The sequence below is a fragment of the Rhizobacter sp. P2_G4 genome (genome assembly GCF_056403575.1).
Genome location: NZ_JBFUFG010000006.1, coordinates 185,347 through 208,312, shown reverse-complemented (window position 1 = coordinate 208,312; position 22,966 = coordinate 185,347). Strand labels below are relative to the sequence as shown.

Below are 22,966 nucleotides of genomic sequence, written 5' to 3'. Positions count from 1 at the left end.
GCTCAGCCTTTCGGGAATGCGATCACGGCCTTCAAGCCGTGCGGGGGCTCATCGAGCATCTGCAACTGTGCCGCATCGCCGAAGAACACGCGCAGCCTTTCGCGCAGATTGGTCAAGCCGGTGCCGGGTGCCGCGGTCTCGCCCATGCCGACGCCGGTGTCGGTGACCGACACCTCGACGCCGCCCGACCGTTCGCTCGCCTCAACCCGAATGCGCCCGCCGGTTTCGCTGGGGTCGATGCCGTGGCGCACCGCGTTCTCAACCAGCGTGAGCAGGGCCATGGGCGGGAAGCGCAGGGAAGCCAACTCGGCGGGCCAATCAACGCTGAACTCCAGCCGATCGGGCATGCGCATGCGCATCAGCTCGAGGTAGGCCTTGACCAGTGCCATCTCGGTGCCCAGCGTGGCGTTGCCGTCGCCCAGCGTCGGCACGGCGGCGCGCAGGTAGGCGATCAGGCTCTGCAGCACGGGTGCTGCGCGAGGCGAGCCCGACTCGACCAGCTGCTGCACATTGGCCAGCGTGTTGAACAGGAAGTGCGGCTCGATCTGCGCGTGCAGCAGGCGCAAGCGCGCGTCGAGCGCCTGCTTCTCGAGCTGACTGCGCTCGAGCGCAAACGCGAGTTCCTGCGCGCGCGCCTGCACGTCACGCTGGCGGTAGAGCACGCCGAGCGCCAGCAGCAGGCCGACCACCAGGCTGACCGCGCTGATGTAGAAGAAGCCCGAGATGAGCCCTTCGTGTTGAAGGAACTCCCGCACATTGCCGCCCACGATCAACAGGTAGGCAAGCGAGGTGGCAACCGGCGCGGCCAGGCCCACGGCGAGCAACTGCGCCACCCAGCGCGGCATCCAGCGCAGCGGCCAGTGGCCGGCCACCTCGAACGCCAGCAGCAGCACCACGCCGACGAAGACCGTGCGTGCCCAGACGCTCACGAAGGAGGTGATGAAGATCGGATTGAGTGCCATCGCCACCAGCGTCGCGATGGCCAGACTGACCACCAGCCGCCAGGGCTTGAACGAGGCCTTGAGCAAGGCCCCCAAACCGGGCCGGTGAGACGAGGGCGCAGGAGAGTTCATGCGCCGCACGATACGGCCAATCGACGCCTTTCCCAAGGCGCCCCCGGCCCCGCTGCGACGAGCGGCGGTTTTCGAGGGGCGAGGCACGAAGAGCCGGCAGGCGCGCGGCCTGCCGGCTCCAGAGAGCGCTACTTGACGATCACCGTGTACATGCTGGTCCCGGTGTTGTTCCACGGCCCGAGCGAGACGGTGCCGGCGTTGAAGCGCTTCTTGAACAGGCTGAAGCCGCGCGACACCGTGGAGCTTTCGGCCATGGTGAGGTCAGCGCCGGTATCGACCCAGCTGCTGTCGACCCACGACGGCAGCGGCGCGCGGTTGTCCAGCGCGACGTAGACATCGGCCGCCGCCGAGATCGCGAAGGTCGCCAGCGGGTTGCCTGTGTAGGCCTTGGACGCATTGGCGGTGCGGATCCAGTTGCCGCCGGCCACGACCGCCGGCACGGCGGTGAAGGTGAAGGTGCGGTCGCCGAACGACAGATTGCCCGCCTGCAGGTTGTTCTGCACCGACCAATTGGCCGAGTTGGCGCCGTCAGACACCAGCAGGTTCGACGGCGTGACGGCCGGCGGCGCACCGCAGCCTGTCACGCGCGCCCCGCCCCAATCGGCGTGGTCGTAGCCGTCGCCGTTGCCGCCATCGGTGACGACCAGGCGCAGTTCGGCCTTGTTGGCCACCGGCACGATGGCCGTCTTGCGCAGCGAAGCGCCGGTGAGCACGCCGCTGTCGTACGCCAGCGTGCCGTCGAGGTAGACCTGGAAGACGACGCTGCCGTTGTCGGCCACCTCGTCATCCACGCCAAGGTCGGCCACGAAGTTGCCCGAGCAGGTGCGGTTGAGGTTGAAGCGCAGGTCCGACGGTGCATGCACGCCGATCCCGCGCTGGTAGAGCACGCCGCCGATGGAGATCTGCCGGCCATCGGCCGCACCCTGCTCACCGTTGCTGCGGTCGACCTCGTACGGCCCCCATCCATTGGCCGGCGTGCCGATCAGCGGGAAGCTGCTCACCTGCGTGCGCGGGAAGATGTCGCGCGTGACGGAGTTCGTGGCGCCCGACGAGTCGCGCACCGTGAGCGTGATGCGCAGCCACATGTTGGCTTCGCTGGCCTCGAAGTCGGGCACGGTGAACTGCCCGCTGCTGCCGCTGACCGGCGTGATGAACGAGTGCGCGTGCGTGTCGTGCTGGAAGTCGACCTTCCAGCTGAGGTTGGCGGCGGCGATGTTGCCGTCCTCGGGGTCGGTGCCGACACCGCTGTAGGTGATGACGTCGCCGGTGGCAAAGCCGGTGGTGGCCGAGGGTGTGTCGATGCGCGCAGTGGGCGCGCGGTTGGTCGTTACCGTCAGCGTGGCTTCGTCCGTCGTCACGCTGCCGAACGAGTTGGTGGCCACCGCGCGGAAGCGCGAGCCGGTGTCGTTGACCGTGGTGGTGGCCAGCGTGTAGCTGCCGGCCGTCGCGCCGCTGATGTTGGCGCCGTTGCGTTGCCACTGGAACGAGGTGGCGCCATCGGCCGCGGCAGCAAAGGTGGCTGCCGTGCCCACGTAGACCGTCTGGCTCTGCGGCTGCTGCGTGATGCGCGGCGCCTGGCTGCCGGTGTAGGTGATCTTGCCCACCGTGCCCGCACCCGGCGCTGGCGTGCCGGTGGCCTGGTTGCGTGCCAGGTAGTACATGGCGCCGCTCGGTGCGATGCCGATGTTGGTCGGGTTGCCGATGCCGCTGGCGAAGGTCGTCACGGTGTTCGGTGTCGACGGCGCGAAGTACTTGATCGCGCCGTTGCAGAAGTCGGCGAAGAAGAACTGGCCGACATACGCCACGCCGAACTGCGCGGTGGTGGGGTTGTAGAAGGCCGTGCCGGTGATGGAGCAGCCCACGCTGTGCGCATAGGCGTACACCGGGTTGATGTAGCTCGCGTTGCTGCCCGCGCCTTCGACCGCTGGCCAGCCGAAGTTGCCCCCGGCCTGGCCGCGGTTCACCTCTTCCCAGCTGCCCTGCCCCACGTCACCGATGTAGGTGAGGCCGCTGCCGGGCTGGATGTCGAGCACGAAAGGGTTGCGGAAGCCCAGTGCCCACACCGCCTTGTAGGCCGTGGCGTTGGTGAAGAACGGGTTGTCGCTCGGGACGGTGCCGTCGGCATTGATGCGCAGCACCTTGCCGAAGGCGCTGGCCAGGTTCTGCGAGTTGGACGTCGCCACCGGCTGCGGGTTGTCTTCGTGGTTGCCGACGGCGATGTAGAGCTTGCCATCGGTGCCGAAGCGCATCGCGCCGCCCATGTGCCACTTGGTAGCGGCGGGCACGTCGGGCAGCTCGAAGATCACACGCTCGCTGCCGGCCACGGCCACGTCGTTGGCCTCGGTGACACGCGTCACCCGGTTGCGGCTGACGCTGCCGACCTTGGTTGTGCAATAGAGATAGACGTAGTGGTTGGTGGCAAACGCCGGGTCGGGCACCACGCCGAGGCAACCACGCTCGTTCGACGAGTCCACGTTGGCGGCTGCGTAGAAATTGGTCGGCAGCATCGCGTCGGCCTTGATCATGCGGACGATGCCGTCCTGCTGCACCACCAGCACGCGGCCGTCGGGCATCACCGCCATCGACGTCGGGCTGGTGAGGCCGGCAGCGACCTGCCGGTCGTTGAAGCCAACCGGCACGCTGGCCGCCTGCGCGAGCGTGGCGATCAGCAGCAGCCCGAAGGCGAGCAGCAGGAATCGCTGCCACTGCAGCAGCACCCGTGCACGCGGCACGGTGAGAGGAACTCGATGAATATGGGGCACGTGTGTCTCCTTGGTTCGAGTGGTTGGAGTCGTCAGGCGATCACTTGACGACGACCGTGTACATGCTGCCGCTGGCCGTCGACGGGCCCAGGCTCACGGCGCCTGCTGGGAAGTTCTTCTTGAAGAGCGTGAAGCTCTTGGGCTCGCCTTCGTTGTTGACGAGCTTCTGGCCGGTGTTGGTCCAGCCCGTCATCCAGCCCTGCGCACCGACGCGGTCATCCAGCGCCACGTAAACGTCTGCGGCCTGGCTGATGTTGAAGGTGACGGTCGGGTTGCCGGTGAAGGACTTAGAGTCGTTCGCCGTGCGAATCCATCGGCCGCCGGCCACGATGGCCGGCACGGTGGTGAAGGCGTAGGTGCGGTCGCCGTATTGCACGGCACCGTTCTGCAGGCTGTTCTGCACCGACCAGTCGGCGGCGTTGGCGGTGTCCTTCACCGACAGGCTGCTGATGGCGACCGGCGTGGTCGCATCCACGCTGTCGTCGATCTGCTGCAGGTAAGCCACCAGTTGCTGCAGCTGCGTGGCGCTCAGGCCGCTGGTGGTGCCGTGGCGGCCTGCGGGGTTGGCGGTGGTCAGCACGTCGAGCAGCGTCGCGGCCGAGCCGTCGTGCAGGTAGGGCGCGGTGTCCCACAGGCCCTTGAGCGTGGGCGTGTCGAAGCCGGTGAGCGTGGCACCGAGTCGCTTGCCCGACGAGGCCTTGATCGTGCCTACGTCGTGCAGCACGCCGGCGGCGCTGTCGGTGAAGTCGGTGCCGCTGTGGCAGCTGCTGCACTGGCCACTGCCGTTGAAGATCGCCTGACCCGCGACGGCGTCGGCGGTCAATGTGCCGTTGGCATTGCGGAACGGGCTCGGGCCCACGCTGTTGAGAGAACTCACATACGCGGCCAAAGCGTCGAGGTCGGTGTTGAGTCCGGCTTTCGGATCACCCAGCGGCGTATTGCGCGTGCCGGTGTTGAACTGCGCGTCGGTCAGGAAGCCGGTGCCGCCGAAGTTGTTGCGGATGTCGTGCTCGAAGTCCTGGATCTCGTTGAAGTTGGCCGTCCAGTGCACGCGGCCCTGGCCCACGCCGCGGCGGCCGTTCAGCGGGATGGTGTTGCGCAGGCCTTCGCCGCGGTCGGTGAAGTCCATCACCCGGCCGTCGTGGCCACCGTCCTGGTGGCAGCTGGCGCAGCTGATGTACTTGTCGCGGTTCATGCGCCGGTCGTCGGCGTTGTAGAAGATGCGCTTGCCGGTCAACACATTGGCGGCCAGGGCCTCGCTGCCGACCGAGGCAATGTCGACCAGCTTGGTGGCGCTGTTGCTGGTGGCGTTCAGGATGCCGCTCACGTCGTACACCGCCACGTTGCGCGACATGAAGTTCTGCACGTAGAGCCGGCCGTTGGGCGTGATGAGCAGGCCGCGCGGCGCCCGGCCCACGTTGACGATGCCGGTGCTGATCTGCCGGCTGTACACGTCCATCACCTCGATCTGGTTGGTGCCCTGCGTCGAGATGAAGGCGTAGTCGCCCAGGGGGCTGAAGGTGACGGCATTCGCCATGTCGCGGTCGTTGAGATCGCGGCGCGCGCTGAGCACCTCGGCGTTCGAGCCGAGATCGATCTGAGAGACGATGGTGCGCACGGTGCTCTCGAAGGTGAGCGCATTGCCGTCGCGGAAGCTGCCGCGCAGCGTGTTGTCCTTCTTCGACGGAATCCAGGCGCGCGTGCCATCGGGCTGGATGGTCACGGCCGTCAGGAAGTTGGGCACACCGCGGCCGCTGGCTTCGCTGTCGGGGCCGGGGTCGGTGGCAAGCGCGAAGGTGCGCGTGACGGCGAAGGCGCTCGGGTTCACCTCGACCACCTCGCCGCGGTCAACCGGCGAGATGTAGCGGGTGACGAGCAGGCGGTTCGAGTCACCCGTGATCGCGAGGCCGCGCGGCGAGGTGCCGGCCACCAGCGTGCCCTCCACCGCGCCCGTGCTCGGGTGCAGCTTGAGCACCTTGCCCGCGCCCTGCAGCGTGACGAAGGCCGAGGTGCCCAGTGGGTTGAACACCACACCGAAAGGCCGGGTGCCGGGGCCGAACGAGAGTGTCTGCACCACGGCACCGCTGACCGGGTCGAGCACGCTCACGCTGCCCGAGCCTTGGTTGGTGACCCAGATGCGGCCGTCAGGTGCCTGCGCCAGGGTCTGCGGGCTCACGCCTACGCCTTGCTCGAAGAGCTTCGCGTTGGTGGCGGCGTTGATGGCGGTGACCGAGTCGTTGTCGGAGTTGACCGCCCACACGCGGTTGCGCGACGCGTCGAAGGCGATGGTGCCGGACCAGCGCGGTGCCGTCGCCGTAGGCTGGGCGTAGACCGTCTGCGTGGCCGAGCAGGTGCTCGTGACCGTGCCGCTGCGCACCGTGAGGATCACCGGGTAGTGCGACGGCGCCGAGTAGGCCTTGCTCGCCGATGACGTGCTCGAGAAGGCGGTGCTGCTGCCGTCGCCGAAATTCCACGAGTACTGCAGGTTGGAGCCGCTGGCCGAGGCCGGGCTGAACGACACGGTGCTGCCGACCAGCGCCGCCGCGCGCGGCGTGGCGAGCGTGCACGAAACGCCCGCACTGCCGGCTGTGGTGAAGCGTGAGGTGAAGGCCGCAACGCCGTTGTTCACGTCGTCCTTCATGCCGCCGACAGGGACCACCACCTCGTAGGTGGTGCCGGGCAGCAAGGGCGAGTCGGGCGCGAAGTTGAGGATGGACGACTGCCCGCTGTACTTGCCAGCGAGCGCGCTACCGCCGAGCGGGCGAACGATGAAGCTGCTGCTCGACACGGTGCGCAGGTCGATGTGGTCGGTGAGCGTGATGCCCACGCGACTGGTCACCGGCTGGTCGGTGGCGTTGTTCTTGGGCGAGACCATGTTCACCACCGGCGCACCGGTGATCGGCCCCGTCTGGTGCGGCACGATTGCGCTGCCGTTGCCGTGGTCGTTGCCTATGAGCACCAAGTTGCCGATCACGGTGCCGAAGTCTTCGTCGCGGTCGGCGATGTTCGACGTGCCGGTGCCGACGATGGCGCCGTTGGAGAGGTCGATCTTGGCGTACTTGACCGAGAAGCCTGCGTGCGCAAAGCCGCGCTGGGTCGACACGTAGCCGCCCTTGCCGCCGATGTCGGCCGACACCGCGGTCTGGGTGATCACCGAGGGGTTGCTGATGTCGAACACATGCAGCTTGTTGTCGGTGCCGGCGGTGATGATGCGGTCGCCGTTAACGACGCCGCTGTACTGGCCTGCCGTTGCGGTGGTCGATGCGAGCAGCCGTGGATTCACAGGGTCGCTGATGTCCATGGTGGCGAGGCCACTGCCATCGGTGCTGGTCATCACCAGCAGGTTGCCGACCGCGAACACCGGCCCGATGCGGAAGCCGCCCCAGGTGCTGGTGGGCACCGTCTTCACGTACACCGGGTTGCGCGGGTCGCGCGCATCGACGATGTAGAGACCGTTGCCCGAACCGCCCACGTACACGTAAGGCGCCTGCCAGAAGGCCCACCACGCGCCGAGTGCGTAGTCGGACTCGGCGATGCCGGGCAGCACCATGGAGTTGAGCAGCGCCGGTGCGAGCGGGTTGGTGAAGTCCCAGAACTGGATGCCGCCGATCGACTGCATCACCGCGTAGCTGCCCGGGTAGCTGTTGCTGAAGCCGAAGCCGTGCGGCTCGCGCAGTGCAGTCACATTGGTCTGCGACACCTTCACCGGCGCGCGCGGGTTGGAGATGTCGTAGAACGAAAAGCCGCCGCCCGAGGCGCCGGAGTCCCGGCCGAAGGGCACGAAGAGATAGCCGTCGACCATCTGCACCGTGCCCTGGCCGCGCGCGCTGCCGCTCACGTCGCTGTTGATGATAGTGAGCGGCTTGAAGACTTCGGCACTGCCATAGCTGAGGTTGGGCAACCCGGGCCCGGCGGCGCTGGCGCCTCCCGGCAGCAGCGCACAAAGGAAAAGCAAAGCCGCGAAAAGGCGCGACCCGGCCCGCAACGACGCGTGGGCGTGATTCATGTCTGTCTCCTCGCGACGTCCGTTCAAACGGCATCGCTTTTTGGGGTTAGAACGCCAATAGAATATTTATTCTATTTTTTCATTCTTGGGAACATTTGTTTTATAGAGACCGCAAAGCTCTCTGTCAACCGCTAATTGCGACCAGCCGGTTGGAGGTGTTCGATGGCGCGGCGCAGCAATGCGCGGCCGTGAATGACGCGCTCGCGCGCGACCCTAGTCAGCAGTCAAGTCGCTTGCGCTTGCGCGGCCAACACCTCGGCCCTCACCTGCTCGGTGAGCTCGGCTTTGAGCGCCATGAATTCGGGCGTGGTCTTCACCGAGTAGTGCCGCGGGTGCGGCAGCAGCACCGTGCGGTCGAGCTTGATGCGCCCGGGGCGCGCGCTCATCACCACCACGCGGCTGCCCATGAACACCGCTTCGTCGATGTCGTGGGTGACGAAGAGAACGGTCTTTCGTTCCGCTTCCCAGATACCGAGCAGCAGCTCCTGCATCAGCTCGCGCGTCTGGTGGTCGAGCGCGCCGAAGGGCTCGTCCATCAACAGCATGCGCGGACCATTGGCCAGCGCGCGCGCGATGGCCGTGCGCTGCTGCATGCCGCCGGAGAGCTGGCGAGGGTAGTGACCCTCGAAGCCGGTGAGCCCGACCTTCTGGATGAAGCCCTGTGCGATCTCGATCTGCTGCGCACGCGGCAAGCCGCGCTCGCGCAAGCCGAAGCACACGTTGTCGCGCACCGTGAGCCACGGGAAGAGCGTGTAGCTCTGGAACACCATGCCGCGGTCGGCACCGGGGCCTTCGATGCGGCAGCCGTCGAGCAGCACCTCGCCGCTGCTCGGATGGTCGAGCCCGGCGACGATGCGCAGCAGCGTGCTCTTGCCGCAGCCCGAGGGCCCGAGGATGGTGACGAAGTCGTTCTCGGCGACGTCCAGCGTGGTGGCTTGCAATGCCAATGTGGGCGAGCCGCCCTTCGTGGCCGGGAAGCTGCGCGAGACACCGCGCACGGAAAGAATCGGGTTTGGGTTCATCTCATCGCCCCAGTAGCGCCCAGCGGAAGGCGCGGCGGTTCACCCACTTGAAGCCCAGGTCGCTCGCCAGACCGATGAGGCCGATGACGATGATGCCGAAGATGATCTGGTCGGTCGCGAGCAGCGCCTGGCTGTCGGTGATCATGTGGCCGATGCCGCTCGATGCACCGATGAGTTCGGCGACGATCACGTAGGTCCAGGCCCAGCCCAGCACCATGCGCAGGATCTCGCAGATCTCGGGCGCAGCACCGGGAATGAGCACGCGCCACACCAGACCGCGGTCGCTGCTGCCGAGCGTGTAGGCGGCCTCGACCAGATCACGCCGCGTGTTGCCCACCACCACCGCGATCATCAGCACCAGCTGGAAGAAGCTGCCGATGAAGATCACCGCGAGCTTCTGCGATTCGCCGATGCCGGCCCAGAGGATGAGCAGCGGAATGAAGGCGCTCGCCGGCAGGTAGCGCGCGAAGGACACGAAGGGTTCGAAGAAGGCCTCGACCGGCTTGTAGGCCCCCATCGCCACGCCGAGCGGCAAGGCGACGAGGGCGGCGATCACGAAGCCGCCGACCACGCGCCACACCGTCATGCCGATGTCCTTCATGAAACCCATCTCGGTGAGCAACGTCCACCCGGCCTTCACCATCGTGATCGGGTCGGCGAGAAAGGTCTTGGAGACAAAGCCGCTCAGCGTGGCCAAAGCCCACAGCGCGACGAAGACGATGAAGAAGGCGATGCCGAGGGCAATGCGGGTGGTGGGTGGTACGGGAGTGAGAGGTTTCACGTGCGGGGGTTGGAGTGGGCCGTCGTTCGCCTCACTTGATGAACTGCGTATCCGCCAGCTTCGTCAGATCCGGAATCTGCCGGATGATCCCCGCCTCGAGCAGCAGTTCGGCCGCTTCTTTGGTGAACGCAGCATGCTCGCCCGCAAAGAATTTCTGGTTCGCGGCGCGGTCTTGCCAGCGCAGGTACTTCTGCGAAGCCTCGAAGGCCTCGCCGCTTTGCTTCACATCGGCACCCATGATCTCGAAGCTCTTCTTCGGATCGGCCTTGATCATCTCGACGGCGTCGAAATAAGAATCGGCGATGGCCTTCGCGACCTTCGGGTTCTCGGCCAAGAACTTCGGTGCGCAGCCGAAGGTGTCCATCACCATCGGGTAGTCGAGCGTGGTCGCGATGATCTTGCCGGCTTCGGGTTTGGCCCGCACGGTGGACAGGTAGGGCTCGTAGGTCATGCCGGCATCAAGATCGGCATTGCCGGCGACGAAGGCTGCGGCGGCGGCCTGCGGCTCCAGGTTGACGATCTTCACGTCCTTGATCGAGAGGCCGTTCTTCTTCAGCATCCACGCGAGCGTGAAATACGGTGCGGTGCCGGGCGCACTGGCGGCCACGGTCTTGCCTTTCAGGTCGCTGATCTTCGCGATGTTGGGTTTGACCACCATGCCGTCGGCACCGTAGCTCTTGTCGAGCTGGAAGATCTGCGTGGCGGCCACGCCGTTGGCGTTCCAGACCACCCAGGTTTCAACGGTGGTGGCAGCGCACTGGATATCGCCCGAGGCGAGCACCAGGTGGCGGTCTTTCTGCGGGATCTTCTTGATGGTGACGTCGAGCCCGTGCTTCTTGAAGATGCCGGCTTCCTTGGCCAGCGTGAGAGGTGCAAAGCCCGTCCAGCCGGACATTCCGATCGCGACCTTGGTTTCCTGGGCCTGGGCCGATGCGGTGGCAAGGGCAGCAACGCACAGCGCGATGAGTGTCTTCTTCATGGGGAGGCTCTTTCGGTTGCGGTAAAGGTGAGTCATGTTCGCAAGATATGCGCCAGCCGGCCATGGTGGAAGCGCGGATGAAGCCCGAGGGCCGACACCTACAATCCGCCCCCCAACCCTCTGTGCACCCATGTTCAAGAACGCCCTCCTCTACCGCATCGGCCCTTGGGAGCCGCCCTCGAGCGCCGAGATCGAAAGCCGCCTCGACACCGGCCGCTTCGTCGAATGCGGCGCATCACAGCTGGAGTCCGCCGGCTGGGTCGAACCGCGCGGCGAGAAAAACGGCGTGTTGATGGAAGGCGTGGGCGGCCAGCTCATCCTCAAGCTGTGCATCGAGCGCAAGGCCGTGCCGAGCCAGGTGGTGAAGAACACGCTGGAGCAGCAACTCGAGAAGATCGAGGTCGACACGGGCCGCCGCCCCAAGGGCAAGAAGGCCCGCGAGCTGAAGGAAGACATCGTGCACGGCCTGCTGCCGCGTGCATTCCCGAAGCGGTCCACCACCACGATCTGGATCGACCCGCGCGCCAATCTGGTGACGGTGGGTGCAGGCAGCGTGAAGGCGGCGGACCGCATCGTCAGCATGCTGGTCGAACTGCTCGGCGGGGGCATCACCCTCACGCTGCTGCAGACCGAGACCTCGGCCGGCACGGCAATGGCCGAGTGGCTGAAGACGCGTGAAGCGCCTCCCGGCTTCACCATCGACCGCGAATGCGAGCTCAAGCAGCCCGACAGCGAGAAGTCGACGGTGCGCTATGCACGCCACACGCTGGACATCGAAGAAGTCGGCGAGCACATCGCGCAAGGCAAGCTGCCCACGCAGCTGGCGATGACGTGGAACAGCCGCGTCTCCTTTGTGCTCACCGAAGCGATGACGATCAAGAAGATCAAGCTGCTCGACGTCGCGCTCGAAGGCGCTGGCTCCACCGGCGGCAAGGAAGACAACGGCTTCGATGCCGACGTGGCCATCACCACCGGCGAACTGGGCCAGTTGATTCCCGACCTCATCAACGCGCTGGGCGGCGAGCTCGCGCGCGACAAGCCGCTGCAAGCCTGAGACACCCATGGCGGGCCGCATCGCGATCATCGGCACCGGTCGCCTGGGTGCGACGCTCGCGAAGGCCCTGCACCGGCAGGGCGTCGACATTGCGATGGTGGCGAACCGCAACGCTGCATCGGCGCAGCAACTCGCGGCGCAACTCGGAAGCTGCCGCGCCGTCGACGCGAGCGAGGCCGCGCAGGCCGACCTGGTGTTTCTCACGGTGCCGGACGACGCGCTCGCACCCGTGGCCGCACAGTTGCCGTGGCGACCTGGGCAAGCCGTGGTTCACTGCAGCGGTGCCACCGAAGTCGCGGTGCTGCAGCCTGCAGCCGATGCCGGCGCGGTAATCGGCGGCTTTCATCCGCTGCAGATCTTTTCCGACCCGGCCCGCGCACTCGAATTGATTGCCGGCAGCTCGGTGGCCATCGAAGGCCCGCCTGAACTCGAAGTGCAATTGCAGGAGCTGGCAGCGCTGCTCGGCATGCACCCGATCCGCTTGCCGCCTGGCGCACGGGCTCTGTACCACGGCGGCGCCAGCTATGCAGCGAGCTTTCTGCTGTCGATGCTGGCCGAAGCGGTGGCCGCATGGCGCAGCTTTGGCGTGGACGAAGCGCAGGCATTGCAGGCACTGCTCCCACTCGCGCAGGGCACGCTGGCCGCTGCTGCGAGCAAGGGCTTGTCAGCGGCCGTGGCAGGGCCCGTGTCGCGCGGTGACGCGGGTGTGATCGCGCGGCACCTCGCGGCGTTCGAAGCGCTCGGCCGCGAACACGCGGCGCTCTACCGCGAGATGACGCAGCGCCAGCTCGCGCTGGTGCAGGCCACTCAGCGCCTGAGCGACGAGCAGGCCGAACGCGTGCGCCGGGTGCTGTAGCGGATTACTGGCCCAGGATGAACTTGACGATCTGCGCACGTGTGCCCGGGTCGTCGTCGAAGCCGCCGTGCGAACGGCTGGAGCTGACCGGCCCGGGCGACGAGTACATCGTCGTGTTCGGCAGCTTCTTCGCATAGTCAGCGAAGAACTTCTCCATGCCGAGGATGGGCGTGGTGTCACCGCCCTCGAAGGACTCGCTCACCAGGTAGAGCAGCGAGCGGCGATACGGCCCGCAGCTGCCGTCGTCCTGCTCGGCCTGGTCGGTGAGGTGGAACTGCTGGTAGCGCTTGACCACACCCGATTCGAGGTGCGGCCGCACCAGTCGGTCGAAGGTGTCCTGCCTCACCGCTGGTGCCATGAAGCTCACCGACTCGAACTGCATGCCCTCTTGCGCCAGCCGCTCGATCATGAAGCTCGCGACGATGCTGCCGGCCGAGTGGCCGACGAAGTGCATGCGGATCTTCTTGTTGACCATGCCGTGCTTGAAGTGCTGGTACAGGCGCACGCCACCGGGTTCGTCGACCAGCGCATCGGCGAGCACGGGCCGGTAGGCGCTCATCGCATCGGCGTTCTGCTTCATCTCGCCCCAGATGCGCGTGCCGGGGCGGGCCAGCAACTGCTCGAGCCGCTGGTTCCACCAGTGCTTGAGCGAGAAGCCGGTGGTGCGCGGCACGTCCCTCACCGCGTCTTCGATGCAGCCGAGCAGCGCCGAGAAAAAGTCGGTCTCCCACATCAGGAAGATCGGGAACACCTTCGCGTCGTAGAGCAAGGGAATCCACTGCGCAGCGATGTCGGCGGCCGCGGTCTCGCCGACCAGGCCGCCGTGCGCGTAGATGCACACGTCGACCACCTCGTCTTCGAGCCCCCACTTCTTGCGCGCCTGCGCGAGATGCACCTCGACCAGCGCACGCACGTCGTCCGGCTGGGTGCGGAACACGCCGCTGTTGCTGAGCGCGCCGTTGTTGCCCATGTTGACGATGAACGGCGAGATCTCGCGGTTGCGCAGCACCTCGCTCGCCGCCAGCGCGACACGACCGGCGGCATCGGTGCGCAGGCTGATCGCCTTGGAGATGGCAGTATGGTCCTGCGTCACCACGCCGAGCTGCGCGACCCAGCAGTCCATTGCGTTGCTCTGCCAGTCGTCGTAACTGATGATTCCGTAGCCGTAAGAGCCCCACTCCGGTCCCCACGAGTTCTGGATCAAAAAGCCGCGCTCGTTGTAGCCGACGATGGCGAAGGCGTGGCCCGGGTGCGCGGCGTGCCCGCCTTTGATCGGGATCTCGAAGATGCCCTTGAACGATGTCGGCCGGCGCTTCAACTGCGGCTGGTTCATGCCCTCGTCCCAGCCCGAGTGGCAGCCTGCGCTCGCGTAGAGGATTCCAACCTCGTTGAGCGCCGCGTGCATGTCGGTGATGGACTGCGTGTCGATGCGGTAGTACGCGCCGAGCGGCCGCTTGACCGCGTCGAACCACCAGTCTTCCGAGAGCTTCGTGCTCGCGGCCGGCATGCCGATCTCTGCGAACAGATCGGCGCGACAGGCGCCGTGCTTGAACCAGCCCTTCAGCGCACCGCGCAGGCTGGAGCCCTTGTCTTCGACGGAGCCCGGAAATTCGTCGTAGCGCCGCGCCATGGAATACAGCATGAACGGCGAGATGGCTGGGGTGGACTCGCGCTCCGCGCTGCGAAGCAGATGCTCCACCACCAGTGACAGGCCGAAGCCGGTACAGGCGTTGGTGTCGCCCTGGTCCTTGACCGCAAGGCCCGCCGCCGGGAAGAGCGTGGCGGCCGGCGCACGACCCACGTTAGGACGGAACGGCCGGTCGCGCGAGTCGGGCGGGTCGGGGCGCGCGACCCGCATGAACAGGAGCTTGGGCGGTGCCTTGGCCGGCTTGCCTTTGCTGGTCTTGCTCTTGGTCGCCTTGCTCTTCGTCGTCTCGGCTTTTGTGGTCTTGCCCGTTGCCATGCCTTGTCTCCTCGCAGGGTGAGGCGGCATCGTCGAACCGGCGAGTGACAGCGTCAAGACTGCCAAGTTTGGGGGGACCGTTTCCGATCGCCCATGAAAAAGGGCGCCGCAGCGCCCTTCTCGATCTCAGTGCCCGCCGATCACTTGATCGACTTGAAGCGCACCCGCTTCGGCCGCGCGCCTTCTTCGCCGAGGCGCTTCTTCTTGTCGGCTTCGTACTCCTGGTAGTTGCCATCGAAGAAGAACCACTTCGAATCGCCTTCGCACGCGAGGATGTGGGTGGCGATGCGGTCGAGGAACCAGCGGTCATGGCTGATCACCATCACGCTGCCAGCGAACTCGAGCAATGCGTCTTCGAGCGCACGCAAAGTTTCAACGTCCAGGTCGTTCGACGGTTCGTCGAGCATCAGCACGTTGCCGCCCTGCGCCAGCGTCTTGGCCAGGTGCAAGCGGCCGCGCTCACCACCCGACAGGCTGCCGACGAGCTTCTGCTGGTCGTTGCCCTTGAAGTTGAAGCGGCCGATGTAGGCGCGCGAGGGCATCACGAACTTGCCGACGATGATGTTGTCGAGCCCACCGGAGACGTCTTGCCACACCGTCTTGTCGCCCTCGAGCGACTCGCGGCTCTGGTCGACGAAGGCCATCTTGGCGGTCGGGCCGATCTTCACGTTGCCGCTGTCGGGCTTCTCCTGCCCCGAGATCATCCGGAACAGCGTCGACTTGCCGGCACCGTTCGGCCCGATGATGCCCACGATCGCACCGGCCGGTACCTTGAAACTGAGGTTGTCGATGAGTACGCGGTCGCCGAAGCTCTTCGTGACGTTCTCGAACTCGAGCACCTCGTGGCCTAGACGATCGCCCACAGGAATGAAGATTTCGTTGGTCTCGTTGCGCTTTTGGTAATCGACGTCGCTCAATTCTTCAAAGCGGGCCAGACGCGCCTTGCTCTTGGCCTGGCGACCCTTCGGGTTCGAGCGCACCCACTCCAGTTCCTTCTTCATCGCCTTGGTGCGAGCGTCTTCGGTCTTCTGCTCCTGCTCCAGGCGGCCTTCTTTCTGCTCGAGCCAGGTGGAGTAGTTGCCCTTCCAGGGGATGCCCGATCCGCGGTCGAGTTCGAGAATCCACTCGGCCGCGTTGTCGAGGAAGTAGCGATCGTGGGTGATGGCCACCACTGTGCCCGGGAAGCGCTGCAGGAACTGCTCGAGCCAGTCGACCGATTCGGCGTCAAGGTGGTTGGTGGGTTCGTCCAGCAGCAGCATGTCGGGCTTGCTCAGCAGCAGGCGGCACAGCGCGACGCGGCGTTTTTCACCGCCGGACAGCTTGCCGATGACCGCGTCCCACGGCGCCAAGCGCAGCGCGTCGGCCGCGAGTTCGAGCTGCAGGTCGGTGTTCTCGGAACCGGCGGCGGAGATGATGGCCTCGAGCTCGGCCTGCTCGGCGGCGAGCTTGTCGAAATCGGCGTCTTCAGCGGCGTATTCGGCATACACCTCGTCGAGGCGCTTCTTGGCGGCCAGTACGCCGCCGATGCCTTCTTCAACCGCTTCGCGCACGGTCTGGTCGGGGTTCATCACCGGCTCCTGCGGCAGGTAACCAATCTTCAGGCCCGGCATCGGCGTGGCTTCGCCCTCGATGTCCTTGTCGACGCCGGCCATGATCTTGAGCAGCGTGCTCTTGCCCGAGCCGTTCAAACCCAGCATGCCGATCTTGGCGCCGGGGAAGAAGCTGAGGGAGATGTTCTTGAGAATCTGACGCTTCGGCGGAACGATCTTGCCGACGCGGTTCATGGTGAAAACGTACTGGGCCATGGGGCACTTCTCTCGGGTGGAGCGGTCGCTGGTGGAACCGGAAACCCAGGATTATCCGGGACAACCCGTTCCACCCCACACGCCATGGCCCCAATACCGGCTCAATAGAGTTTTCGAGGCACTCCCAATGCGCCATCGGGCACCACGGCAAACACCGGGACGTGAACGTCGGGCACCAAGGGCAACTTGATGATCTTGTCGCCGGTCTGCACATGGCGCGTGCGCCACACCGACACCGTGGCCTGAGAGGCGATACCGGGGAACTGCTTGTCCAGTTCGTTCAGCAGCGTCTTGCTCACCTTGGCCGACATCTTGGACAAGCCCTTTCGGATGCTGGACTCGATCTCGTCTTCGTCCACGCACAGCCCGACGATGAAATCGGGGCCCGGCAGATCGATGTCGATCTCGCCGGCCTTGATCTCGATCACCCGCTCCAGGTCGTGCGAGGTCGAGCCGCGCACATGGGCCTTGAAGGTGAGGTCACCGCCGCTCTTCTCGGCCGCCACGCTGATGTGGTGCGAGCCGATGGTGGCGCGCAACTTGTCGAGCTTCTGCGACTTCTTCAGGGCACCGAGTTCTGCATTCAGCTCTTCTTGCGACACGCCGGCCTCGGTGGGCGTCTTGGCCGGGAAGATGAAGATGTTCTGCACCTGCGCCTGCTCTGCGGGGGACACCTCGGTGAACTTGAAGGCCTGCGAGCGGTAGATCGGGTCGAGCACCGGGATCGGCGGCAGGCCCGGGAAGGGGCTGGGTGTGGAGCCGATGCTGTATGCCACCACCCGGCCGCGCGCGTTGGCGAAGGCCTCGGGCACGTCGAACTTGAAAACACCCTGGCTGTTGGTGTCGGCCTTCAGCGACATCGGGGGGATGAATCCACCCGCGAAGTCGCCGCCCGGGAAATCGGTGCCCAGGTGCACGCGCGCCTTGCCCCACGGCGCGAAGCCGGTGGTCGGCTTGCCGCCGGTCTTGACATAGCTCGCAACGAAGGCGCTCACGTTGGTGATGCGATGCAGTTTTCCTTGAATGTTCATGCGGGTCTCCTTTGGGTGAATGAACAACGCAGAGCCCGATCGGCTCCTGCTTGTACAGACGCAAGCGCGCAGCAAAAGAGACCCCCCTAGTTCGGTGAGGAGCGCTGCATAGAATCGCCCGCATGAGCGAGATCACTCTGCTGCTGGCGCAGGCGCAGGCGGGCGACACCGCGGCGAAAGATCGCCTGTACACCGTGCTCTACAGCGACCTGAAGCGCCTGGCGCGAGGGCACCTGTCGAACGCCGGGCCGATCACGCTCGACCCGAGCGCCATCGTTCATGAGGCCTGGCTGCGCTGCGACGGCGGGCAGACCACCGGCAGCCGCAAGCAGTTCTTCGCCTATGCCAGTGCGGTGATGCGCAGCGTGATCGTCGACCACGTGCGCGAACGCATGGCGCAGAAGCGCGGCAGCGGCGTGGCCGACGTGACGCTCAGCACCGCCGCCTTCGACGAGCTGCCGCAGCACCCCGACGTGGTCTCCGTCGACGAAGCGCTGCAGGCGCTGGGCCGCATCGACGAGCGCGGCCACAAGCTGGTGGAGATGCGCTACTTCGGCGGCATGACGATGGAAGAGATCGCCGAGGTGATGGAGCTGTCGGTGCCCACGCTCAAGCGCGACTGGCGCCGCGCACGCGCCTTCCTGTTCGACTACCTCAGCCGCTGATGCGCTGACCGCCGTGGCCGGCACCCTGTCATCGACTCAGGCCTGGCGCGAGGTGTTGGCACTGTTCGACCGCTGGGCGGCGGCCGATGAGCCTGCCCGCGAGGCCGAGTTGCAGCGCGTGCGGGCCGAGCAGCCTTCGCTCTACCCGCGCCTGGTGGCGATGATCGGTGCCGACCTCGCCGCCGAGTCTCGGGACTTCCTGAGCGACGGAGCGCCGCAGCTCGTCGTGCCGACGGCAGCCGACGACCCTGCCCAGCACGCCGGCATGCGGCTGGGCGCCTGGGAGCTGCGTGAGACGATCGGCAGCGGCGGCATGGGGCAGGTATGGCTGGCCTCGCGCAGCGACGGCCTCTACAGCGGCCGCGCTGCGGTGAAGCTGCTGCACGCTGCCGGCATGGGCACGCAGGCGCAGGCACGCTTCGCGCGCGAAGGCGAATTTCTCGCGCGGCTCGCGCACCCGCACATCGGACAGCTGCTCGACGCCGGCTTCACCGCCGCCGGCGCGCGCTACCTCGTGCTGGAGTATGTGCAAGGCGAACGCATCGACCACTGGTGCGACGCGCGCAAGCTCGGCATCGACGCGCGCCTGCAGCTCTTCATGCAGGTGTGCGAGGCGGTGGCCTATGCGCACACCCACCTGGTGGTGCACCGCGACCTCAAGCCGGCCAACATCCTGGTGAGCGACGACGGCCACGTGAAGCTGCTCGACTTCGGCGTGGCCAAGCTGCTGGTCGATGCCAATGAGCTCAGTGAACTCACCGAGCTCACGCGCGCGGGCGCGGCCGGCCTCACCCCCGAATACGCGGCGCCGGAACAGGTCGAAGGCGGGGCCATCACCACCGCGACCGACGTGTACGCGCTCGGCGTGGTGCTGTTCGGTCTGCTCAGCGGCGCCCGGCCGTATGGCGGAACCTCGCGCGGCGTGGCGGCGATGGCGCGCGCCATCGTCGAAGAGCCGCCGCGCAGCCTGGCCGCCGCGCTGCGCGCATCGCCCGATGCAGCACTCTCGCGCGGCAGCAGCCTCGCTGCCCTGGAGCAGGCACTGCGCGGTGACTTGGAGACCATCGTCGCCAAGGCCTTGAAGAAGTCCCCGCAAGAGCGCTACGCCACGGTGCAGGAGCTGCGTGACGACCTGCAGCGCCACCTTGCCCACGAACCGGTGAGTGCGCAGCCCGACACCTTCGGCTACCGCGCCAGCAAGTTCGTGCAGCGCAACCGCGCCCAGGTGGCCGTGCTGGCCGCGCTCGTGCTCACGCTGGTGGCCGGCATCGCAACCACCACCTGGCAGTGGCGTGCCGCGCTGCAGGAGGCCGATCGCACGCACGCGGTCGTGCAGCTGCTGACGGGCATCTTCACCGAGCTGAACCCCGAGGACTCAGGGGCGGCCAAGGTGCCCGTGGTCGACCTGCTGCGCCGTGGCTGGAGCGAGTCGCAGAAGACACTGCGAGACGACCCGGCTCTGCAGGCCGAAGTGGCCCAGCCTCTGGGCCTGATGCTGTCCGCGGCCGGCGATGTGGCGCAGGCCCATGCGGCCCTCTCGCTCAGCCACGCGCACCTGCGCGAAGCCAGGCGCACCCGCAGCCACGACTACCTGCGGGTCACCTTCGAACTCGGCTACGCGGCCTCACTGCTGGGCCGCAACGACGCAGCCCGCGGGCACTATCACGACGTGATCGACACGGCCGCCACCATGGACGCCAGTCGCTTCGTGGAGCCCGTCCACGCACGCACGCGCCTGGGCACGCTGGCACGCACCGAGGGCCGGCTCGACGAAGCGGAGCGCGATCTGCGGCTGGCGGCCAACCAGGCCGAAGCCCGCTTCGGGCGCGGCCACCCGGCGCACCGGCTGGCCTTGTCCGAACTGGCTGAGGTGGTGAAGGAGACAGGCCAGTGGAACGAGGCCAGGCAGCTCTACGCCGCCGTCTACGCCGACCTCACCGACAAGCGCACGCCCGCCGCGGCACGCGCCCGCTATGGCATGGCCGAACTCGACGTCGAGCTCGGCCAGTACGCCCGCGCCGAGACCTTGATGCCGGCCCTCATCGACCTGCTGGTCGAGCTCTGGGGCGATGACGACAACTACACGGTCTATGCGCGGGTGTGGCATGCCGTCGCGCTGCATCACCTGGGGCAGCATGACCAAAGCGACCAGGCCATCGCGCTGGCGATGCAGTCGGCGCCGAAGACCGGCAACCCGGCTGTCATGAGGGTGGTGCAGTTCATCGGCGCCCGCCTGCTGCTACGCCGCGGTCAGGTCGACCAGGCAGAGCCCTTGCTGCGCGCCGCCCTGCGCGAAGACGAAGCGGCAGGCCTTTCGGCGCGCGGCCGTGCCGCGCGCACGCGTGCCCTGCTGGGCGAATGCCAGCTCCGCCGCGGTGATGCGGCCAGCGCCGTTGCCACGCTCAACCGCACCCTGGCCGACCAGCGCACGCTGTTTGGCGCGCATCACAAGGACATGTGGCCCACGCTGATGCTGTTGGCCATCGCCACCGATGCCTTGCACGGCGTCACGCAGGCCTTGCCCCACTACGAGAAAGCCCGCGAGGTGGCGACCAACCGCTTGCCGGCAGGGCATCCTCAACAGGCCCTGGCAGAGCTGCTGCTGGCGCAGTCGACGTGGCGGCAAGCGCCTGGCGAGGCCACAGGCCGCGCGCTGCTGCAAGCCAGCGCTGCGTATCACGGCGCCTTGCCCAAACGATCCGATCTCAGCGCCATTTCCGTCTATTCTCAGAAGCTGCTGGCGCAAGCACCGCAGCCCCGGTTGCAAGTGGCCGAGTTGTGGCCCCTGCTGATGTTCTGACCCAACCCAAGGAGCGAACACATGAAGACGACGATGCTTCTCAAGACCGGCCTCTGCGCCTCGATGGCCCTCGTTGCATGGGTCGGCACGCCGGCGGCTTTCGCCACGCCGGCCGCGCCTGCGGCCTCGGCGCCGGTCAAACCCAAGGCCAAGGCCGCCCCCGCCAGGAAGGCCAGCGCCCCCCACCTTCCAGCCCGCCCAACCTCGACACTGGGGAGCGGCGGAACGCACACCCCGACGCGGCCCACAGGCGTGGCCTCGGGCGTGACCCAGTGAGGCGCGCCGAGCTCCCGACGGTCAGACGCCAATGCCGGCCGTGACGGTGGCCGTGTTCGCGGTTACCGGCGCTCCTGCGATGGTGACCGTGGCATAGACCTCGTCGGAGCGCGGCATCTGGATGAGCACCCCGCCCACCATGTTCGACACGACACCGCTGTCTTCGTCGAGCGCGGCACTGGCAACCGCGCGCTTCTCGGAGTAGCTCACGTTGCCGGCCGCCGTCACCGTGATGGCCTTGAAGGGCCGGGGCAGCAACAGGAAGGGCGATGTCCACTGGTACGTGTAGATGAGGTCGTCGGCCGCGGAGTCGGCCGCCGGCCGGTTGTCGCTGGCCGAGTCGTCCCCGAAGAGCTTGATCTCCAAACGGTAGGTCTTGCCGACGTCGCCTGCGTCGAAGGTGATGGTGCCCGCGACGGTCACGTCGCGCTTGTTGCTGACCGTGTCGCCCAGAGTGAGGGTGGGTGTGTTGAGTGTTGGCATGAAAGTGCTCCTGTGTGTGTGCTGAAAAACGGAGCACAGCGGCATGCCACGCTCCTGTCCACAAGGACGCAAGCACGCGCCAAAGCGGATCACGCCGGCAGCCTTCAGGCTAGGGGGGCGATGCCGAACGTGCCCAGGCCGCCGCCCAACGGATCACGCCTCCCCAGGGGCAGCGCGGTTCTGCTAGCGTGGCCCTTCCCGATGCTCATCGCCTCGCCCATGCCCCGCCTGCTGTACCTGCTCGCCCTGTGCAACCTCGTCATCGGCACCGGCGCCTTCGTGCTCAGCGGCATCCTTCAGCCCTTGAGCGATGCGCTCGGTGTGAGCGTGGCTTCGGCGGGGCAGGCGATGACGGTCTATGCGCTCGCCACTGCGGTGCTGGCGCCGCTCGCGCTGGTGTTCACCGGGCGCTGGCCGCGGCGGCGTGCGATGTGCTGCGGCCTGGTGGTCTTTGCGCTAGGCAATCTGCTTTGCGCCGTCGCCACCCACCTGGGCTGGCTCTTCGCAGGCCGCGCGCTGATGGGCATGGGCGCGGTGTTCACGCCGCTGGCAGCGGGCATCGCCGTGGCGATGGTCGAACCGGCACGGCGCGGGCGCGCACTGTCGTTAGTGTTCCTGGGCATGAGCCTGAGCTATGTGATCGGCGTGCCGCTCGGCGCGTGGCTTGCGTTCCGCTTCGGCTGGCCCTGGCCCTTCGTGCTGATTGCCGGCATGTCGCTACTGGGCGCGGCGACGCTTCTCTTGGTCGTGCCCAAGGACTTGGCCGCACCCGGCGCGAGCTTCGCCGGCCTGCCCGCGCTGCTGCGCCAGGCCGCGGTCTGGTGGACGCTGTCGTTCACCTTGCTCTACTTCATGGCCATCTTCAGCGTGTTCTCGTACATCGGTCCGGTGCTGCAGGCGCTGTCTCCGATGTCGCACGAACGCATGTCGGCCACGCTGGCGGTATTCGGCCTGTCGGGTGTGGCCGGAACGCTGATCGGCGGCTGGGCCAATGACCGCTTCGGCACGCTGCGAACACTCACCGTGCAGATGACGCTGCTCGGCTCGATGATGGTGCTGGTGCCTTTCACGCACGGCAACTATCCGCTGCTCGTCACCGTGTTCGTGGTCTGGGGCCTTGCAGGCTTCGGCATGATGACGCCGCAGCAATCGCGGCTGGCAGCACTGGCTCCGGCGCAGGCGCCGCTGCTGTTCTCGCTCAACACCTCGATGCTGTACCTGGGCACCGCGCTTGGCGCTGCGGCCGGCGGCGCGATCTCTGCGCAGCTCGGCATGACGCGGCTCGCCTGGATGGGCGTGCCGCTGGCGGCGCTGGGCCTGTTCACCGTGTGGATGAGTGCACGCAAGCAGGCAACCCTGCAGCCCGCCTGAGCGCGGCCCACTGTTACACTCCGCGCACCAGCCCAGGCC

Annotated in this window: 16 protein-coding genes; 6 read left to right on the top strand and 10 right to left on the bottom strand. The window is 66.9% G+C overall.

The window, feature by feature from the left end:
• Positions 1-2 precede the first annotated feature (2 nt).
• The 6 genes from AC1DYS_RS21870 to AC1DYS_RS21845 all read right to left on the bottom strand — a co-directional run bounded on the left by AC1DYS_RS21870 (position 3) and on the right by AC1DYS_RS21845 (position 10,623).
• Positions 3-1,073, bottom strand: coding sequence for a sensor histidine kinase (locus AC1DYS_RS21870; RefSeq protein WP_477903053.1), 1,071 nt, complete (start codon positions 1,071-1,073; stop codon positions 3-5).
• A 128-nt stretch (positions 1,074-1,201) separates the two neighbouring features.
• On the bottom strand, positions 1,202-3,835 hold the full coding sequence (locus AC1DYS_RS21865; protein WP_477903051.1) for a PQQ-dependent sugar dehydrogenase: 2,634 nt from the start codon (positions 3,833-3,835) through the stop codon (positions 1,202-1,204).
• 40 nt (positions 3,836-3,875) lie between these two features.
• Positions 3,876-7,841: an Ig-like domain-containing protein gene (locus AC1DYS_RS21860; RefSeq protein ID WP_477903049.1), complete on the bottom strand. Its 3,966-nt coding sequence runs from the start codon at positions 7,839-7,841 to the stop codon at positions 3,876-3,878.
• Between the two features lie 224 nt (positions 7,842-8,065).
• Positions 8,066-8,863 carry an ABC transporter ATP-binding protein gene (locus AC1DYS_RS21855; protein WP_477903047.1) on the bottom strand — a complete coding sequence of 266 codons (798 nt, stop codon included), beginning with the start codon at positions 8,861-8,863 and terminating at the stop codon, positions 8,066-8,068.
• Position 8,864: 1 nt separating this feature from the next.
• Positions 8,865-9,695 carry an ABC transporter permease gene (locus AC1DYS_RS21850; protein WP_477903289.1) on the bottom strand — a complete coding sequence of 277 codons (831 nt, stop codon included), beginning with the start codon at positions 9,693-9,695 and terminating at the stop codon, positions 8,865-8,867.
• Positions 9,676-10,623 (bottom strand): ABC transporter substrate-binding protein, encoded by a 948-nt coding sequence (locus tag AC1DYS_RS21845; protein ID WP_477903045.1) that lies wholly within the window; start codon positions 10,621-10,623, stop codon positions 9,676-9,678. The genes AC1DYS_RS21850 and AC1DYS_RS21845 overlap by 20 nt, the downstream gene beginning before the upstream one ends.
• Before the next feature lie 130 nt (positions 10,624-10,753).
• Between AC1DYS_RS21845 and AC1DYS_RS21840 the strand changes: the two genes are divergently transcribed.
• Together AC1DYS_RS21840 and AC1DYS_RS21835 are read left to right on the top strand one after the other, a co-directional pair.
• Complete coding sequence (locus AC1DYS_RS21840) at positions 10,754-11,677, top strand: recombination-associated protein RdgC (RefSeq protein WP_477903043.1); 924 nt, start codon at positions 10,754-10,756, stop codon at positions 11,675-11,677.
• A gap of 7 nt (positions 11,678-11,684) precedes the next feature.
• Positions 11,685-12,533, top strand: coding sequence for a Rossmann-like and DUF2520 domain-containing protein (locus AC1DYS_RS21835; RefSeq protein ID WP_477903041.1), 849 nt, complete (start codon positions 11,685-11,687; stop codon positions 12,531-12,533).
• A gap of 4 nt (positions 12,534-12,537) precedes the next feature.
• Here the strand turns inward: AC1DYS_RS21835 and AC1DYS_RS21830 are convergent, their stop codons facing one another.
• The 3 genes from AC1DYS_RS21830 to AC1DYS_RS21820 form a co-directional block, all read right to left on the bottom strand.
• A complete protein-coding gene (locus AC1DYS_RS21830; RefSeq protein WP_477903039.1) occupies positions 12,538-14,496 on the bottom strand; it encodes a C1 family peptidase in 1,959 nt (652 codons plus the stop codon).
• A gap of 140 nt (positions 14,497-14,636) precedes the next feature.
• Positions 14,637-16,301 (bottom strand): energy-dependent translational throttle protein EttA, encoded by a 1,665-nt coding sequence (gene ettA / locus AC1DYS_RS21825; protein WP_477903037.1) that lies wholly within the window; start codon positions 16,299-16,301, stop codon positions 14,637-14,639.
• Positions 16,302-16,402: 101 nt separating this feature from the next.
• Positions 16,403-17,332 (bottom strand): hypothetical protein, encoded by a 930-nt coding sequence (locus AC1DYS_RS21820; RefSeq protein ID WP_477903035.1) that lies wholly within the window; start codon positions 17,330-17,332, stop codon positions 16,403-16,405.
• A 122-nt stretch (positions 17,333-17,454) separates the two neighbouring features.
• Here AC1DYS_RS21820 and AC1DYS_RS21815 point away from each other — a divergent pair, with 122 nt between their 5' ends.
• From AC1DYS_RS21815 to AC1DYS_RS21805, 3 genes are read left to right on the top strand one after another with little or no spacing between them, the layout of a single operon-like run.
• A complete protein-coding gene (locus tag AC1DYS_RS21815) occupies positions 17,455-17,997 on the top strand; it encodes an ECF-type sigma factor (protein ID WP_047483570.1) in 543 nt (180 codons plus the stop codon).
• A 13-nt stretch (positions 17,998-18,010) separates the two neighbouring features.
• Positions 18,011-20,797, top strand: a complete 2,787-nt coding sequence (locus AC1DYS_RS21810; protein ID WP_477903033.1) for a protein kinase domain-containing protein — start codon at positions 18,011-18,013, stop codon at positions 20,795-20,797.
• A 21-nt stretch (positions 20,798-20,818) separates the two neighbouring features.
• Positions 20,819-21,073: a hypothetical protein gene (locus tag AC1DYS_RS21805; protein WP_477903031.1), complete on the top strand. Its 255-nt coding sequence runs from the start codon at positions 20,819-20,821 to the stop codon at positions 21,071-21,073.
• Between the two features lie 21 nt (positions 21,074-21,094).
• Here the strand turns inward: AC1DYS_RS21805 and AC1DYS_RS21800 are convergent, their stop codons facing one another.
• Positions 21,095-21,556, bottom strand: a complete 462-nt coding sequence (locus AC1DYS_RS21800) for a hypothetical protein (RefSeq protein WP_477903029.1) — start codon at positions 21,554-21,556, stop codon at positions 21,095-21,097.
• Positions 21,557-21,775: 219 nt separating this feature from the next.
• On the opposite strand from AC1DYS_RS21800, the gene AC1DYS_RS21795 reads away from it, so the two are divergent.
• On the top strand, positions 21,776-22,927 hold the full coding sequence (locus AC1DYS_RS21795) for an MFS transporter (protein WP_477903027.1): 1,152 nt from the start codon (positions 21,776-21,778) through the stop codon (positions 22,925-22,927).
• Positions 22,928-22,966: the final 39 nt, after the last annotated feature.